Here is a 15,488-nt window from a genome sequence, read left to right as displayed (position 1 = left end):
GTTACAGGGCGCCCTTCGTGGACGGAAGGATGCCGGCCGCGCGCGGGTCGCGCTCGGAGGCGTAGCGCAGGGCCCGGGCGAGCGCCTTGAACTGGCACTCCACGATGTGGTGGGCGTTGCGGCCGTACGGCACGTGGATGTGCAGCGCGATCTGGGCCTGCGCGACGAAGGACTCGAAGATGTGCCGGGTCATCGTGGTGTCGTAGGAGCCGATCATCGGCGCCATGTTCTCGGGCTCGGTGTGCACGAGGTAGGGGCGGCCGGAGAGGTCCACGGTCACCTGGGCGAGCGACTCGTCCAGCGGGACGGTGCAGTTGCCGAAGCGGTAGATGCCGACCTTGTCGCCGAGGGCCTGCTTGAAGGCGGCGCCGAGCGCGAGGGCGGTGTCCTCGATGGTGTGGTGCGAGTCGATGTGCAGGTCGCCGTCGGTCTTGACCGTGAGGTCGAAGAGGCCGTGGCGGCCGAGCTGGTCGAGCATGTGGTCGTAGAAGCCGACGCCGGTGGCGACGTCGACCTTGCCCGTGCCGTCGAGGTCTATCTCGACGACGACGGAGGTTTCCTTGGTGGTGCGTTCGACCCGTCCTACGCGGCTCATGAACTCTGCTCCTTCTTCAAAGCGCGCACCGCATCGAGGAACGCGTCGTTCTCTTCGGGGGTGCCGGCGGTGACCCGCAGCCGGCCGGGTACGCCGTTGTCCCGGACCAGGACGCCCTGGTCGAGGATCTTCTTCCAGGCCTCATGGGAGCCTTCGGCCCCGTCGAAGCGGCCGAACTGGACGAAGTTGGCGTCGGATTCGGTGACGTCGAAGCCGATGGCCCGCAGTTCGGTGACCAGGCGGTCCCGCTCGGCCTTGAGCTGTTCGACGTACCCGAGGAGCGTATCGGTGTGCTCCAGGGCGGCCAGGGCGGTGGCCTGGGTGACGGCGGAGAGGTGGTACGGCAGGCGCACCAGCTGGACGGCGTCGACCACGGCGCGGTGGGCGGCGAGGTAGCCGAGGCGCAGTCCGGCGGCGCCGAAGGCCTTGGACATGGTGCGGGAGACGACCAGGTTCGGCCGGCCGTCGATCAGCGGCAGGAGGGAGTCCCGGTGGCTGAACTCGACGTACGCCTCGTCGATCACCACGAGGGAGGGCTTGGCGGCCTGGGCCGCCTCGTACAGCGTCTCCACGGTCTCCGCCGCCACGGCGGTGCCGGTGGGGTTGTTGGGCGAGGTGATGAAGACGACGTCGGGGCGGTGTCGCTCGATGGCGTCCGCCGCGGCGGCGACGTCGATGGTGAAGTCCTCGTCGCGGGGGCCGGAGATCCAGCCGGTGCCGGTGCCGCGCGCGATGAGCGCGTGCATGGAGTACGAGGGTTCGAAGCCGATGGCCGTACGGCCGGGGCCGCCGAAGGTCTGGAGCAGCTGCTGGAGGACCTCGTTGGAGCCGTTGGCGGCCCAGACGTTCTCGACGCCGACCGGGTGCTTTCCGGTACGGGTGAGGTAGCGGGCAAGCTCGGTGCGGAGCTCGATCGCGTCCCGGTCGGGGTAGCGGTTGAGGCCGCGGGCGGCCTCGGCGACCCGCTCCGCGATCCGGGCCACCAGGGGCTCGGGCAGCGGGTAGGGGTTCTCGTTGGTGTTGAGCTGGACGGGGACGTCGAGCTGCGGCGCGCCGTACGGCGTCTTGCCGCGCAGTTCGTCGCGGATGGGGAGGTCGTCGATGCCGATGCCGGGGGCGGTCATGCCTGGGGCACCTTCCATCCGAACCGGGCCTTGAGCGCGGCGCCGTGGGCGGGCAGGTCCTCGGCCTCGGCGAGGGTGACCACGTGGTGGGTGACCTCGGCGAGTGCGTCGCGGGTGTAGTCCACGACGTGGATGCCGCGCAGGAAGGACTGCACGGAGAGGCCCGAGGAGTGGCAGGCGCAGCCGCCGGTGGGCAGGACGTGGTTGGAGCCGGCGCAGTAGTCGCCGAGGGAGACCGGGGCCCAGGGGCCGACGAAGATCGCGCCGGCGTTGCGGACGCGGTCGGCGCGGGCGGCGGCGTCGGCGGTCTGGATCTCCAGGTGCTCGGCGCCGTAGGCGTCGACGACCTTCAGGCCGTCCTCCAGGTCGCGGACGAGGACGATCGCGGACTGCTTGCCGGCGAGGGCCGGGACGATCCGGTCGTCGATGTGCTTGGAGGCGGCGACCTGGGTCTTCAGCTCGGTCTCGGTGGCGGCGGCCAGTTCCTCGGAGTCGGTGACGAGGACGGCGGCGGCCATCGGGTCGTGCTCGGCCTGGCTGATGAGGTCGGCGGCGACGTGGACGGGGTCGGCGGTGGAGTCGGCGAGGATGGCGATCTCGGTCGGTCCCGCCTCGGCGTCGATGCCGATGCGGCCCTTGAGGAGGCGCTTGGCGGCGGCGACGTAGATGTTGCCGGGGCCGGTGACCAGGTTGACGGGGGCGCAGCCGGGCGTGTCGTCGGTGCCTTCGGTGCCGTACGCGAACATCGCGATGGCCTGCGCGCCGCCGGCGGCGTACACCTCGTCGACGCCGAGGAGCGCGCAGGCGGCGAGGATCGTCGGGTGGGGCAGGCCGCCGAACTCCTTCTGGGGCGGCGAGGCGATCGCGATGCCCTCGACGCCGGCCTCCTGCGCGGGGACGACGTTCATGACGACGGAGGAGGGATAGACGGAGCGGCCGCCGGGGACGTAGAGCCCGACGCGCTCGACCGGGACCCACTTCTCGGTGACCGTGCCGCCGGGCACGACCTGGGTGGTGTGGGTGGTGCGGCGCTGCTCGCGGTGGACGATCCTGGCCCGGCGGATGGACTCCTCCAGGGCGGCCCGGACGGCCGGGTCCAGCTCGTCGAGGGCGCGGGAGATCGTCTCGGCGGGGACGCGCAGGCCGTCGACGCGGACGCCGTCGAACTTATCGCCGTAGTCGATCACCGCGGCCGCGCCGTGATGCCGTACGTCCTCGCAGATGGGCCGCACCTTCTCCAGGGCGGCTTCCACGTCGAACTCGGCACGGGGCAGCAGGTCGCGCAGCGCGCCACCCTCGGGGAGGGTGTCGTCGCGCAGATCGATTCGAGAGATCACGGGTCAATTCTCTCAGACGCCCCACAAGCGTCGGACGTCCGTATCACTGGCTGATACGAGCCACAGTGGCGTCTTGTCGCCACAGCTGACCGTTAGCGTTCAGTCCGTCACTCAGCGGGAAGAACGGCTGTACGAATCCGGGGATGCGGATTCGTGGAAAGCGAGGGGGCGGCAGTGACCGAGCCGCGCGAGGACGGTATGCCGGATGGCCTCACGGGCCCGGAGCGGTCCATGTGGTGGGGGTTCCGGGTCGGCAGGGCCTGTGACATGAGCGAGGGGGATCCGGCGCTGGACGATCCGTTCGGGCCGCTTCCCTGGGGGGAGGAGCGCACGGTGCGCGCCGAGGTGGTGGCGCTGCTGCTGCTCGACGGGCCGCCGGCCCGGTCGGGCCGGGTGGCGGCGCTGAAGCTGCGCGGGGTGCGGATATCGGGGGCGCTCAATCTCGCGGGCGGGACGATCGGCCCGTACGTCGAGATGAACCGCTGCCGGTTCGACGAGGAGATCGTCCTCCCGGAGGCGCACTTCGGCACGCTGCGGATGGTGGAGTGCGCGATACCCCGCCTGGAGGCGGCGCGGCTGCACACCCAGGGCGATCTCCATCTGCCGCGCTGCCGGGTGGAGCGGGGCATCCGGCTCACGGACGCGCAGATCGGCACGGACCTGCTGATCAACCAGATCCAGGTGTGGCCGGACCGGCGCGGGCGGGCGATCACCGCGGACGGTCTGGTGGTGGCGCAGGACCTCCAGGCGGAGCTGATCGAGGCGTACGGCGAGCTGAGCCTGCGCGGGGCGAAGGTCGGCGTGTCGCTGAGCCTGCGGGGCAGCGTGCTGCGCGGCGCGCAGGAGCGGCGCGCGCTGAACGCCCCGCAGCTGACGGTGGAGCGCTCGCTCTATCTGAACGCCGCGTGGGTGTACGAATCGACGGGGAACGCCTCGGCGACCCCGCCGTACGGCATCGGCTACACCCCGGTGCGGGGGGCGCGGCGCAAGCCCGTCGAGTGCCACGGCGGGGTGCGGCTCGACGACGGGCGGTTCGGGGACGCCGTGGACCTGCACTACGCCCGCTTCGTGCTGAACGGCGCGCGGCGGGAGGAGGTGTCGCTGCGCCGGATCGTCACGCCGGAGCTGCGGTTCAACGGCGAGCGCCCCGAGGAGGGGCGGGTGGTGCTCAACGGTGCCAAGATCGTGACCCTGATCGACCTGTCGACCAGCTGGCCGGGGCCCGGCGGTCTCGCGATGGGCGGCTTCGTCTACGAGAACCTGGTGCCGTACGGCCACTTCCCGCTGGCGCGGCGGCTCGAATGGGTGGCGGCGGCGACCCCGGAGTACGCCCCGGAGCCGTACGAACGGCTGGCGACGGTCCTGCGCAACAGCGGCGAGGACGCCGACGCCCGGGCGGTCCTGCTCGCCAAACAGCGGCGGCGCCGGGAGACGCTGCCGGTGGCGGGGAAGCTCTGGGGCTATCTCCAGGACTGGACGGTGGCGTACGGCTACCGCCCGGGCCGGGCGGCGCTGTGGATGGCGGTGCTCTGGGCGGCGGGGGCGATCGCGTTCTCCCGCTACGACCCGGTGCCGCTGAAGGCGGAGGAGTCCCCCCGGTGGAACGCCACGCTGTACGCCCTGGACCTGCTGCTGCCGGTGATCAATCTCGGCCAGGACGGCTACTGGCGGCTGGAGGGCCTCTGGCAGTGGGTGGCGACGGTCCTGATCCTCCTCGGATGGGTGCTGGCGACGACGGTGGCGGCGGGGGCGTCGAGGCTGCTGCGACGGGGATAGACGGCAGGGCCGGTGTGGGAGACGAGGCGGGGGCGGAAGGGGCGACGGGAGGGGCGCGGGTCATCGCGGGGACGTGTGGGGGTCGTGACCGTTCCTGGGGGCGCGCGGCACGGATCCCGACCAGGCTCACCTCTTTCTTTACTCTGTCTTGACCTTGCTCAGGACAACTTTCCCGCCGCTACCAAAGCTTCACAGCTCCCCACTGGCGCCGTCCTCACCTGCGGTTTTCAATGGCGGCACCATGTCATTGCTCCGCGCCCTGATCGGCACCGCCCGACTCGTCCGGCACGCGCCGCGGCTCGCCGCCGTCCTGCCGCCGGACGACGACGTGCTGCTCGACGCGCCGGACGGTCGGCTCGCGCCGGCCCTGGTCGCCGCCGCCCTGGCGGACCCCGCGCCGGCGGCCCGGCTCCTGGCCGCCACCCGGGAGGCCGCCGAGTGGGAGAACCGCGACCGCTACGTCGCCCGGCTGGCCACCTTCGCCTACGGCCGCGACGAGTGGCTGGGCCGGTGGCTGGCCGCCGCGCCCCACGACCCCGACGCGCTGCTCGTCAAGGCGCAGCTCGAGGTGCGCCGGGCCTGGGAGTCGCCCGCCCGCGCCGAGCGACTGCGCGAGCTGGGCCCGCTGATCGACGCGGCCGCCGGGGCCGCGCCGCGCGACCCCGTGCCGTGGCGCCTCGCCCTGGACCACGCCCGGGGCACGCACGCCCCGCACACGGACTTCGAGCCGCTGTGGGAACAGGCCGTCCGCCGCTCGCCGCACCACTACGGCTGCCATGTCGCCGCGCTCAAGTACCTCTCGGCCCAGCGGCACGGCTCGCACCGCGAGTGCTTCGACTTCGCCGAGCAGGCCGCGGAGGACGCCCTGCCCGGCTCCCTGATCCAGGCGCTGCCGGTTCGCGCCGCCTTCGCGGAGCTGCTCCTCGGCACCGGGCACCCGCACGAGGACCGGATCGACGCGGCCGCCGACCGGGCCGCCGCCCTCTCCGCGGTGTACCCGGCCGGCGACCCCTGGCCCGCCGAGGTCCGCAACCTGCTGGTGTACGTGCTGGTCAGGCGCGGGCGGTGGGACGAGGCGCTGGAGGAGTTCCGGCGTCTGGGCCCCTGTGCGACGTCGTTTCCGTGGACGCTGGTGGGCGAGGATCCGCTCGCCCGTTTCCTGGCGGCACGGGACGCGGTACGGGTCGAAGTGGCCCGCGCGACGCCGCTGCGGGAAGCCGGACGGGGACGGGCCGGTCGAGGCGGGCCGCGCGGCCATTACGCTTGACCGCTGTGACCACCGCTCGCCTGCCTCTCTTCCCGCTCAACGCGGTGCTGTTCCCGGGCCTCGTGCTGCCCCTGAACGTCTTCGAGGAGCGTTATCGCGCCATGATGCGCGAGCTGCTCAAGACCGACGAGTCGGAGCCGCGCCGCTTCGCCGTCGTGGCGATCCGCGACGGCCGGGAGGTCGCGCGCACCGCTCCGGGCATGCCCGACCCGACGGCGCAGCCGGAGAAGGGGCCCGCCGCGGGCTTCGGCTCCGACCCGATCCAGGCGTTCCACCGGGTCGGCTGCGTGGCCGACGCGGCGACGATCCGGGAGCGGGCCGACGGCAGCTTCGAGGTGATGGCGACCGGCACGACCAGGGTGAAGCTGCTGTCGGTCGACGCGAGCGGGCCCTTCCTGGTGGCGGAGGTCGAGGACATCCCCGAGGAGCAGGGCGACGAGGCGGGCACGCTCGCCGAGGGCGTCCTGCGGGCGTTCCGGAGCTACCAGAAGCGGCTGGCCGGCGCCCGGGAGCGGTCCCTGACCACCAGTGAGCTGCCGGACGATCCGTCGGTGGTGTCGTATCTGGTCGCGGCCGCCGCGGTGCTCGACACCCCGGCGAAGCAGCGGCTGCTGCAGGCGCCGGACACGGCGACCCGGCTGCGCGAGGAGCTGACGCTGCTGCGGGCGGAGACGGCGGTGCTGCGGCACCTGCCGTCGCTGCCGGCGGTGGATCTGACGCGGGCGCCGACGAGCCCGAACTGACGGAGGAGCCCGGTGGCGAAGAAGCAGAGGAAACAGGGAGGCGGCACGCCCGCGACGGTGGCGCTGGCGGCCGCCGGGACCGCGTTCACCCTGCACGCCTACGACCACGACCCCGCCTCGGCCTCGTACGGCGAGGAGGCGGCGGAGGCGCTGGGCGTCTCGCCCGACCGCGTCTTCAAGACCCTGGTCGCGGACGTGGACGGCGAGCTGACGGTCGCGGTCGTCCCGGTCGCCGGCCAACTGGACCTCAAGGCCCTCGCCTCGGCGGTCGGCGGCAAGCGCGCGGCGATGGCCGACCCGGCGGCCGCCGAGCGGACCACCGGATACGTCCGGGGCGGCATCTCCCCGCTGGGGCAGCGCAAGCGCCTGCGGACGGTCCTCGACGCCTCCGCCTCCGGCCACCCGACGATCTGCATCTCGGCGGGCCGCCGCGGCCTGGAGGTCGAGCTCTCCCCCACCGATCTGGCCGCCCTGACATCGGCGGTGCTGGCCCCGATCGGCCGCGCGTAGGAACGACCGCGCCGGGCCCGGCCCCGGCGCTCGCTGCCCCCGCCCGAGGTCAGTTCTCCGCGGCCGGCGGAGTGGTGGGCTGGACGGGCGGCACCGGCCACTCCTGCTCCGGGTCGCGCGGACCGAAGAGGGCCGTCAGACCCAGGTGGACCAGGAGCGCGGCCAGCGGCCACGCGAGGATCGCCCCCTGCCACATCTCCAGCTTCAGCGGCGCGTCGAACACCACGTTCGGCCCCACCGCCTTGGCATGGGCCACCACGTCGTGCGAGGGCCCGAGGTACGTCCCCACCCCCCAGCCGAGCAGCGACCCCAGCACGCCCCCGACGGTCATGCCGAGGATCAGCGCCACCCCGCCGTGCCGGTGGAAGAGGAAGACCAGCAGCGCTGCGACCGCCCCGAAGGCCAGCGCCAGGAGCACGAACGTGCCGTCCGCGCCGATCGCCGCCTCCCCCTCGCTGTCGCGCAGGAAGACCGCCTTGCCGTCCGAGACCAACGGCACCCTCGGCGCCAGCCACAGCCACAGCGGCCCCAGGGCCGCCCCGAGGACCGTGGACACGGCGGCCACCACGGCCGCCTGTCGCAGTTCCGTCCCCGAGCTCGGGACGTCGTCCGCCTCCGGCGACGCGGGGTAGGGCGAGGGCCAGGCGTGGGCGTCGTGCGGAGGCTGGTGAGGCGGTGTCAGAGGTGCGGTCACCCCGCCATCGTGCCAGGTGCCCGCGCGCCCCGCCTCAGCGGACCGCCGCCCGCCGGTACGCCCACGTCGCCACCGCCAGCGACGCCACGCCCACCGCCCCGCACACCGCGAGGTCCAGCCCGACGGCCGCCCAGTCCGGGTGCGGGCCGAAGGTCCGGGCCAGCGCCTCCACCCCGTACGTCGAGGGCAGCAGGTCCCGCGCCCAGCCGATCGGCTCCGGCAGCCGGTCGGCCGGCAGCACGCCGAGCAGCAGCGCCGCCGACATGCCCAGCTGTCCGAGGAGCGTCGCCAGTTCCTGGCGTGGCGCGAGCAGTCCGAGCGCCGCGCCGAGCCCGGCGAGCGCCGCCCCGGCCAGCGGCACGACGGCCGCCAGGATCCACAGGTGCGCGAGCGGCAGCCCGAACAGCACGGAGCCGATGACGGCGGTCGCCACCGTCCCGGGCACGGTGAAGGAGGCGTACGCGCCCGCCGCGCCGAGGACCACGGCGGCCGGCGGCACCGGCAACGTGGCGTAGTGGTCGAGCCCGCCGCCGGCCCGCAGCTGGCCGAAGTACTGGGCGAGCAGGTTCAGCGCGACGAAGGCGACGACGAGGACGGACGAACCGGCCACCACCGCCCGCGCCTCCTCCCCGCCGTCGACGACCCCCCGCATCAGGACCATGATCCCGACGGACTGGAAGGTCGCCACGAAGAGCAGCGGGATACGGGAGACCCGGGCGCGCGAGAGCTGCGCGCGGTACACGGCCGCGAGGGCCGGCAGCAGCCGGGCGCGCGGCGCGAGCGGCGCGGCGCCTTCGCCCTCGCCGCCGTCACGGCTCCGGGCCGCCGGCGCACCGGTCGACAGGACCTCGGCGGGCACGATGCTCACTGCGTACTGCTCCTGACCGTCCGGTTCCACGACATCTCGTACGACTCCGCGCACCACCTCGGGTACGACCGCGCGGCCGGCCGCGTGTACGGGTTCACGCCTTCACCAGCCCCTTGGTCTCGCCGCCCAGCGCCAGATAGACGTCCTCCAGGCTCGGCGTCGCCAGCGTGAAGTCGTCCAGCGCCGCGAAGGCCGCCCCGCCGGTGACGGCGGCGACCGCCGCCCGGGCCTCGTCCGGTGCGAGCCGCAGGGTCCAGCGCCTGCCGGACTCCTGCGCGGAGGTCCGCAGCGCGGCCACCTCGGGGACGTCCAGCGGGGCGCGCTCGCGCCAGACCAGATCGACCCGCACCTCGCCCGCGACGCGCTCCTTGAGCCCGGCCGGGGTGTCGCAGGCGATGACCCGGCCGCGTTCGAGGACGGCGACCCGGTCCAGGACGGTCTCGGCCTCGATGACGTTGTGGGTGACGAGCAGCACCGTCGTGCCGTGTTCGGCGCGGCGCCGGTCGACGGCGGCCCAGACGGCCCGGCGGGCGACCGGGTCCATGCCGGTGGTCGGCTCGTCGAGGACGAGGACCGGCCGCTGCCCGATCAGGGCGGCGGCAACGCAGGCGAGCCGCCGCTGCCCGCCGGAGAGCTTCTTCAGGGGCCGCCCGGCCAGCTCGCCGAGACCGAGCTCCTCCAGGACGGCGTCGCGGGCGGCGCGCGCGTCCCGGGCGGTCAGTCCGCGCAGCCGGCCGGTGGTCTCGGCGGCGAGGGCGACCGTCAGCTCGTCGAGCGCGGTGGACTCCTGGCCGAGATAGGCGAGCAGCCGCGCGGCGCGTTCCGGGTGGCGGACGAGGTCGTGGCCGAGCAGCTCGACCGAGCCGGAGTCGGGGCGCATCAGACCGGTCAGCTGGCGGACGAGGGTGGACTTGCCGGCGCCGTTGGGTCCGAGCAGGCCGAAGATCTCGCCGCCGCCCACATCCAGGCTGATGCCGTCGGTGGCGCGCACCTCGGGCGTCGCGGGGGTCCCTCGCCTGCCGCGCGCGGCGGGGTACGTCTTGACCAGATCCCGCACCACGCACACCGTACTCACGAGGGATGAGCCTACGGGGTCCGCGGCCCTACTCCCCCGCGGGGGCGTGTTCCGCGGCGGCCCGGACGTCGATCTCGCGCCAGAACCCGGCCCGGATGGCATAGCGGTCGTGCTCGTCGATCTGGTCGTCCTTGTGGGCGAGGAGGCCGAACCGTGCCGCGTACCGGAGGAGTTCGCCGTCGATGCGGTGCGGGATGCGCGGATACATCGTGGAGAGCCGCTGGACGTGGCTCTGCTCGGGGAGCCGTTCCATCCAGCGGCGGGCGAAGACCTGCCCCACCTCGAACGGGTCGCCGCCGACGGTGGTGATGTCCTCCTCGCGGTCGGCCCAGCGCTGCTCGGCGCTGGTGAGCTGGGCGAGGGTGGGCAGCGATGCGGTCTCGGCCGGTTCGCCGAGGGGGCCGCCGGGGCGCTCGATCCACCCCTTGTCGGAGGACCAGCGCAGGGTGGCGTTGGCCGGGTGGACGTGGGCGTGGTGCGCGTGGGGGTGGGCGGGGGTCCCAGGTCCTCGCAGTCCGGCGAGGTCCTTGGGCGTGGGGACGCCGGCCTTGCCGGTGGCGGGGGCGGGGACGCCGGGCGCCGATCCGTTCGAGGAGGGGGCGGCGGGCGCGGGGGCGGGCGTTCCGTTCTGTCCGCGGGAGGCCTCGGCGGCCTCGGCGGCCCGTTCGGCGGAGGCGGCGAGCGCCGACTCGGGCAGCGGGGCGGAGAGGATGGCGGCGATCTCGGGGCGCGGGACCGGCGGGGGCGCGCAGATGCCGGTGAGGTCCTTGGCGCGGACGGCGCGGGTGATCCAGGCGCGGTCGAGGACCCGGCGTTCGTCGGCTTCGGCGACGAGGTCCTCGGACTGGTTGTAGTCGCCGTCGGCGGCCTGGACGGCCCAGAGGTGCACGGCGACGCCGTGCTCCTTGGCGGACATGAGGCCGGGCAGGAGGTCGCCGTCGCCGGTGACCAGGACCACGTCGGAGCAGGCGCGGTTTCTGGCCAGTTCGGTGAGCTCGGCGTGCATGGCCGCGTCGACGCCCTTCTGGGCCCAGCGGCCGTCGCTGCGGGTCAGGGCGCCCAGCCGGACGGTCACCCGGGGCATCACGCGCAGCCGGCGGTGTTCGGGCTGGGGGACGCGGTCGGGTGCGCCGTCGAACCAGTAGATGCGGAGCAGGGGCTGTTCGGTGTCGGCCTCGGCCCGGTCCCGCAGGCCCTGGATCAGGGCGGCGTGGTCGACGGTGATCCGGGAGCGGGCCGGTTCCCCGGCGAGAAGGCTCGCGGCGGCGCCCAGCAGATAGCCGGCGTCCACCAGAACGACGCAGCGGTCCACGTGTTCCACCCTCTTTCGGGAACCTCGGGATCGGAAGTTGCTTCGGATTTCCTTCGAGTCTGCCCGACGGCCGGGAGGTTGACGGCCGGAACTGGATCATCGGCGTGGCGGATCCGGCCCGCCGGGTGCCCTCACCGTCCGTAATGATCCAAAGTGCGGCGGTTCGTGCCGTATGTGAGTCTGGCAGCGGTCCTGGCCCCGAGATTCCCCCGAGGAGGCATCACCATGGCCAAGAACAAGAACCAGAACCGTTCGCAGAAGCAGTCGCCGGCCGAGCGCGGCACCCAGCAGGCGCAGCAGTCGGCGATGGAGTCGCAGGCCGAGCAGCGCGCCGCCCAGGTCACGCCGGGCGACATGGCCCGCAAGGGCCGGCAGAAGCGCTTCGGCCACAACTGATCTTCCGCGCCGGTACGCGGCAAGGGGCGCGCCCGTGACGACGGGCGCGCCCCTTCCGCGTGGCCGCGGGCCTTATCCGGCCAGGCAGGACGGGCCGAGCAGCACCTTCAGGTCGCCGAAGAGCGCGGGGTCGGGCTGGACCCGGTGCCGGTCGAGCCGGAGCACGGTGGTCTTCCGCGGGCCCTGGAGCTTGATCCGCACCTCGGTGTTGCCCTTGTGGTGGCCGAGGATCTCGCCGAGCCTGCTGATCATGGGCGGGGTGACCTTCACCGTGGGGATGGTGAGGATGACGGGGGCGTTGGTCCCGGCGTTCGACAGGTCGGGGACCATCAGCTCCATGGCGACGAGCCGCGGGATGTCCTCGCGCTTGTCGAGGCGGCCCTTGACGAAGACGACGGTGTCCTCGACGAGCTGGGTGGAGACCAGCTGGTAGGTGGCCGGGAAGAACATGCACTCGATGGAGCCGGCCAGGTCCTCGACGGTGGCGATGGCCCAGGCGTTGCCCTGCTTGGTCATCTTGCGCTGGAGGCCGGAGATGATGCCGCCGATGGTGACGACCGCGCCGTCGCCGTGCTCGCCGCCGGTCAGCTGGGAGATCCCGGCGTCCGTCTTGTCGGAGAGGACGTGCTCCAGGCCGAAGAGCGGGTGGTCGGAGACGTAGAGGCCGAGCATCTCGCGCTCCTGGGCGAGGAGGTAGGACTTCTCCCACTCGACGTCGGAGAACTCGACGTCGAGGCCGAAGCCGGGCTCGTCACCGGCGTCGTCGCCCATGCCGCCGAAGAGGTCGAACTGTCCCTCGGCCTCCTTGCGCTTGACCGCGACCACGTTGTCGATCATCGGCTCGTGGTGGGCGACCAGGCCCTTGCGGGTGTGGCCCATCTCGTCGAAGGCGCCGGCCTTGATCAGCGACTCGATGGTCCGCTTGTTGCAGACGACCGCCTCGACCTTGTCGAGGAAGTCGGGGAACGTGGAGTACTTCCCCTTGGCCTTGCGCGACTTGATGATCGACTCGACGACGTTGGTGCCGACGTTGCGGACGGCGGAGAGACCGAAGAGGATCACGTCGTCGCCCTGGGCGGCGAAGTTCGACTCGGACTCGTTGACGTTCGGCGGCAGCACCTTGATGCCCATGCGGCGGCACTCGTTCAGATAGACCGCGGACTTGTCCTTGTCGTCCTTGACCGAGGTCAGCAGACCGGCCATGTACTCGGCCGGGTAGTTGGCCTTGAGGTACGCCGTCCAGTAGGAGACCAGGCCGTACGCGGCGGAGTGCGCCTTGTTGAAGGCGTAGCCGGCGAAGGGGACCAGGACGTCCCACAGGGCCTGGATGGCCTCGTCGCTGTAGCCCTTCTCCCGGGCGCCCTTCTGGAAGAGGACGAAGTTCTTCGCCAGCTCCTCGGGCTTCTTCTTGCCCATCACGCGGCGGAGGATGTCGGCCTCGCCGAGGGAGTACCCGGCGATGATCTGGGCGGCCTTCTGCACCTGCTCCTGGTAGACGATCAGGCCGTAGGTGACCGCGAGCACCTCTTCGAGCGGCTTCTCCAGCTCGGGGTGGATCGGGGTGATCTCCTGCTGCTTGTTCTTGCGCAGGGCGTAGTTCGTGTGCGAGTTCATGCCCATCGGGCCCGGCCGGTACAGGGCGGACACGGCGGAGATGTCTTCGAAGTTGTCGGGCTTCATCAGCCGCAGCAGCGAGCGCATGGGGCCGCCGTCGAACTGGAAGACGCCGAGGGTGTCACCGCGCTGGAGGAGTTCGAAGGTCTTCGGGTCGTCCAGCGGCAGGGCGAGGAGGTCGAGGTCGAGCCCCTTGTTGGCCTTCACCATCTTGACGGCGTCGTCCATGATGGTCAGGTTCCGCAGGCCCAGGAAGTCCATCTTCAGCAGGCCGAGCGACTCGCACTGGGGGTAGTCCCACTGCGTGATGGTGACGCCGTCGGTGTGCCGCACCCAGATCGGGGCGTGGTCGACGATCGGCTCGCTGGACATGATCACGCCGGCCGCGTGCACACCCATCTGCCGGACGAGGCCCTCCACGCCCTTGGCGGTGTCGATGACCTTCTTCACGTCGGGCTCGTTCTCGTACATCGCCCGGATCTCGCCCGCCTCGCTGTAGCGCGGGTGCGAGGGGTCGGTGATGCCGTTGAGATCGATGCCCTTGCCGAGGACGTCGGCGGGCATCGCCTTGGTGAGCCGGTCACCCATGGCGTACGGGTAGCCGAGGACACGGGCCGAGTCCTTGATGGCGTTCTTCGCCTTGATCTTGCCGTACGTGCCGATCATGGCGACCTTGTCGGAGCCGTACTTCTCCGTCACGTACCGGATCACCTCGACGCGCCGACGCTCGTCGAAGTCGATGTCGACATCGGGCATCGAGACGCGCTCGGGGTTGAGGAAGCGCTCGAAGATCAGTCCGTGCGGAATCGGGTCGAGGTCGGTGATGCCCATGGCGTAGGCAACGATCGAGCCGGCCGCGGAGCCGCGGCCGGGGCCGACGGCGATGCCCTGCTTCTTCGCCCACATGATGAAGTCGGCGACGACGAGGAAGTAGCCGGGGAAGCCCATCGAGATGATGGTGTCCATCTCGTACTCGACCTGCTTCATGCGGTCGTCCGGGATGCCGTCCGGGAAGCGGCGGTGCATGCCGCGCATGGTCTCCTCGCGGAACCAGGAGACCTCGGTGTAGCCCTCGGGGATGTCGAACTTCGGCATGAGGTTCTTCTCGACGAACATGCCGTCGGTGGAGACCTGCTCGGCGACGAGAAGGGTGTTGCGGCAGCCCTCCTGCCAGGCGTCCGAGGAGTCGACGGCGTACATCTCGTCCGTGGACTTGAGGTAGTAGCCGGTGCCGTCGAACTTGAAGCGGTCCGGGTCGGAGAGGTTCTTGCCGGTCTGGATGCACAGCAGCGCGTCGTGGGCGGTGGCCTCGTGCGCGTAGGTGTAGTGCGAGTCGTTGGTGACCAGCGGCGGGATGCCGAGCTTCTTGCCGATCTCCAGGAGCCCGTCGCGGACCCGGCGCTCGATCTCGATGCCGTGATCCATCAGCTCCAGGAAGTACCGCTCCTTGCCGAAGATGTCCTGGTACTCGGAGGCCGACTTCAGGGCCTCGTCGAACTGGCCGAGGCGCAGCCGGGTCTGCAGCTCGCCGGAGGGGCAGCCGGTGGAGGCGATGAGGCCCTCGGACCACTGGGAGATGGTCTCCTTGTCCATCCGGGGCCACTTCTGGAGCCAGCCCTCCGCATAGGCGTCGGAGGAGAGCTTGAAGAGGTTGTGCAGTCCGGTGGCGTTCGCCGCCCAGATCGTCTTGTGGGTGTAGCCGCCGGAGCCGGAGACGTCGTCCCGCTTCTGGTGCGGCTGGCCCCACAGGACCTTCCGCTTGTTCCGCCGGGACTCGGGGGCGACGTACGCCTCGATGCCGATGATCGGCGTCACGCCGGCCTTCTTCGCGGTGTGGAAGAAGTCGTAGGCCCCGTGGAGGTTGCCGTGGTCCGACATGGCGATATGGGTCATGCCCATCTCGTTGCACGCGTCGAACATGTCCTTGAGCCGCGCGGCACCGTCCAGCAGGGAGTACTGGGTGTGGACGTGGAGGTGCGTGAAGGGCGGCTTGGTCACGGTGGGGAGCCTCCGGGCTGCGGTCTTTCAGGGGGCGCGACCCCCGGACCCCCGCTTTGGGGGAACAGCGTGGAAGTCTACTTCTCCGGACTGACATCGGCGGGATACTGCGGGGGCCGAGCCGCTCGCCGAGGGGTGGCGGTCGGGTGGCGGGCGGGCGGGCACTCGGGGGTACCGTC

13 protein-coding genes are annotated in these 15,488 nt (G+C 72.1%); 5 read left to right on the top strand and 8 right to left on the bottom strand.

Features of this window, described 5'->3' with window-relative positions; translation table 11 throughout:
* Nucleotide 1: 1 nt before the first annotated feature.
* From hisB to hisD, 3 genes are read right to left on the bottom strand one after another with little or no spacing between them, the layout of a single operon-like run.
* The gene (gene hisB / locus ACZ6RC_RS04545) at nt 2–595 is read right to left on the bottom strand and encodes an imidazoleglycerol-phosphate dehydratase HisB (protein ID WP_158986436.1); all 594 of its coding nucleotides are present in this window, start codon (nt 593–595) and stop codon (nt 2–4) included.
* Nucleotides 592–1,719: a histidinol-phosphate transaminase gene (locus ACZ6RC_RS04540; protein WP_469579213.1), complete on the bottom strand. Its 1,128-nt coding sequence runs from the start codon at nt 1,717–1,719 to the stop codon at nt 592–594. Before ACZ6RC_RS04540 ends, hisB begins: the two co-directional genes overlap by 4 nt.
* Nucleotides 1,716–3,056: a histidinol dehydrogenase gene (gene hisD / locus ACZ6RC_RS04535; RefSeq protein ID WP_469579211.1), complete on the bottom strand. Its 1,341-nt coding sequence runs from the start codon at nt 3,054–3,056 to the stop codon at nt 1,716–1,718. The genes ACZ6RC_RS04540 and hisD overlap by 4 nt, the downstream gene beginning before the upstream one ends.
* Before the next feature lie 174 nt (nt 3,057–3,230).
* Between hisD and ACZ6RC_RS04530 the strand changes: the two genes are divergently transcribed.
* The 4 genes from ACZ6RC_RS04530 to ybaK all read left to right on the top strand — a co-directional run bounded on the left by ACZ6RC_RS04530 (nt 3,231) and on the right by ybaK (nt 7,352).
* Complete coding sequence (locus ACZ6RC_RS04530) at nt 3,231–4,832, top strand: oxidoreductase (protein ID WP_453615333.1); 1,602 nt, start codon at nt 3,231–3,233, stop codon at nt 4,830–4,832.
* Between the two features lie 241 nt (nt 4,833–5,073).
* Entirely contained in the window at nt 5,074–6,099 is a 1,026-nt protein-coding gene (locus tag ACZ6RC_RS04525; RefSeq protein WP_469579209.1) for a hypothetical protein, read from the top strand.
* A 5-nt stretch (nt 6,100–6,104) separates the two neighbouring features.
* On the top strand, nt 6,105–6,842 hold the full coding sequence (locus tag ACZ6RC_RS04520) for an LON peptidase substrate-binding domain-containing protein (protein ID WP_391140711.1): 738 nt from the start codon (nt 6,105–6,107) through the stop codon (nt 6,840–6,842).
* A 12-nt stretch (nt 6,843–6,854) separates the two neighbouring features.
* Nucleotides 6,855–7,352 (top strand): Cys-tRNA(Pro) deacylase, encoded by a 498-nt coding sequence (gene ybaK, locus ACZ6RC_RS04515; RefSeq protein ID WP_391140712.1) that lies wholly within the window; start codon nt 6,855–6,857, stop codon nt 7,350–7,352.
* Nucleotides 7,353–7,401: 49 nt separating this feature from the next.
* On the opposite strand, the gene ACZ6RC_RS04510 is transcribed toward ybaK, so the two are convergent.
* The 4 genes from ACZ6RC_RS04510 to ACZ6RC_RS04495 all read right to left on the bottom strand — a co-directional run bounded on the left by ACZ6RC_RS04510 (nt 7,402) and on the right by ACZ6RC_RS04495 (nt 11,301).
* A complete protein-coding gene (locus ACZ6RC_RS04510) occupies nt 7,402–8,046 on the bottom strand; it encodes a DUF2567 domain-containing protein (RefSeq protein ID WP_469579206.1) in 645 nt (214 codons plus the stop codon).
* A 34-nt stretch (nt 8,047–8,080) separates the two neighbouring features.
* The gene (locus ACZ6RC_RS04505; RefSeq protein ID WP_469579203.1) at nt 8,081–8,914 is read right to left on the bottom strand and encodes an ABC transporter permease; all 834 of its coding nucleotides are present in this window, start codon (nt 8,912–8,914) and stop codon (nt 8,081–8,083) included.
* Nucleotides 8,915–9,008: 94 nt separating this feature from the next.
* Nucleotides 9,009–9,980 carry an ABC transporter ATP-binding protein gene (locus tag ACZ6RC_RS04500; RefSeq protein WP_391141203.1) on the bottom strand — a complete coding sequence of 324 codons (972 nt, stop codon included), beginning with the start codon at nt 9,978–9,980 and terminating at the stop codon, nt 9,009–9,011.
* A gap of 37 nt (nt 9,981–10,017) precedes the next feature.
* A complete protein-coding gene (locus ACZ6RC_RS04495; RefSeq protein WP_391140715.1) occupies nt 10,018–11,301 on the bottom strand; it encodes an NYN domain-containing protein in 1,284 nt (427 codons plus the stop codon).
* Between the two features lie 225 nt (nt 11,302–11,526).
* Here ACZ6RC_RS04495 and ACZ6RC_RS04490 point away from each other — a divergent pair, with 225 nt between their 5' ends.
* Nucleotides 11,527–11,697 (top strand): hypothetical protein, encoded by a 171-nt coding sequence (locus ACZ6RC_RS04490; protein WP_391140716.1) that lies wholly within the window; start codon nt 11,527–11,529, stop codon nt 11,695–11,697.
* A 72-nt stretch (nt 11,698–11,769) separates the two neighbouring features.
* Here the strand turns inward: ACZ6RC_RS04490 and dnaE are convergent, their stop codons facing one another.
* Entirely contained in the window at nt 11,770–15,309 is a 3,540-nt protein-coding gene (gene dnaE, locus ACZ6RC_RS04485) for a DNA polymerase III subunit alpha (protein ID WP_391140717.1), read from the bottom strand.
* Between the last annotated feature and the right edge of the window lie 179 nt (nt 15,310–15,488).

This window comes from Streptomyces sp. NPDC048353 (genome assembly GCF_055587165.1).
The sequence above is the reverse complement of the archived record's forward strand: the minus strand, read 5'-3'. Positions and strand labels throughout refer to the sequence as shown.

Coding starts and splice junctions, on each gene's coding strand:
- ACZ6RC_RS04540 (WP_469579213.1), bottom strand. CDS start 1,719: ATGACCGCCCCCGGCATCGGCATCGACGACCTCCCCATCCGCGACGAA.
- hisB (WP_158986436.1), bottom strand. CDS start 595: ATGAGCCGCGTAGGACGGGTCGAACGCACCACCAAGGAAACCTCCGTC.
- ACZ6RC_RS04490 (WP_391140716.1), top strand. CDS start 11,527: ATGGCCAAGAACAAGAACCAGAACCGTTCGCAGAAGCAGTCGCCGGCC.
- ACZ6RC_RS04525 (WP_469579209.1), top strand. CDS start 5,074: ATGTCATTGCTCCGCGCCCTGATCGGCACCGCCCGACTCGTCCGGCAC.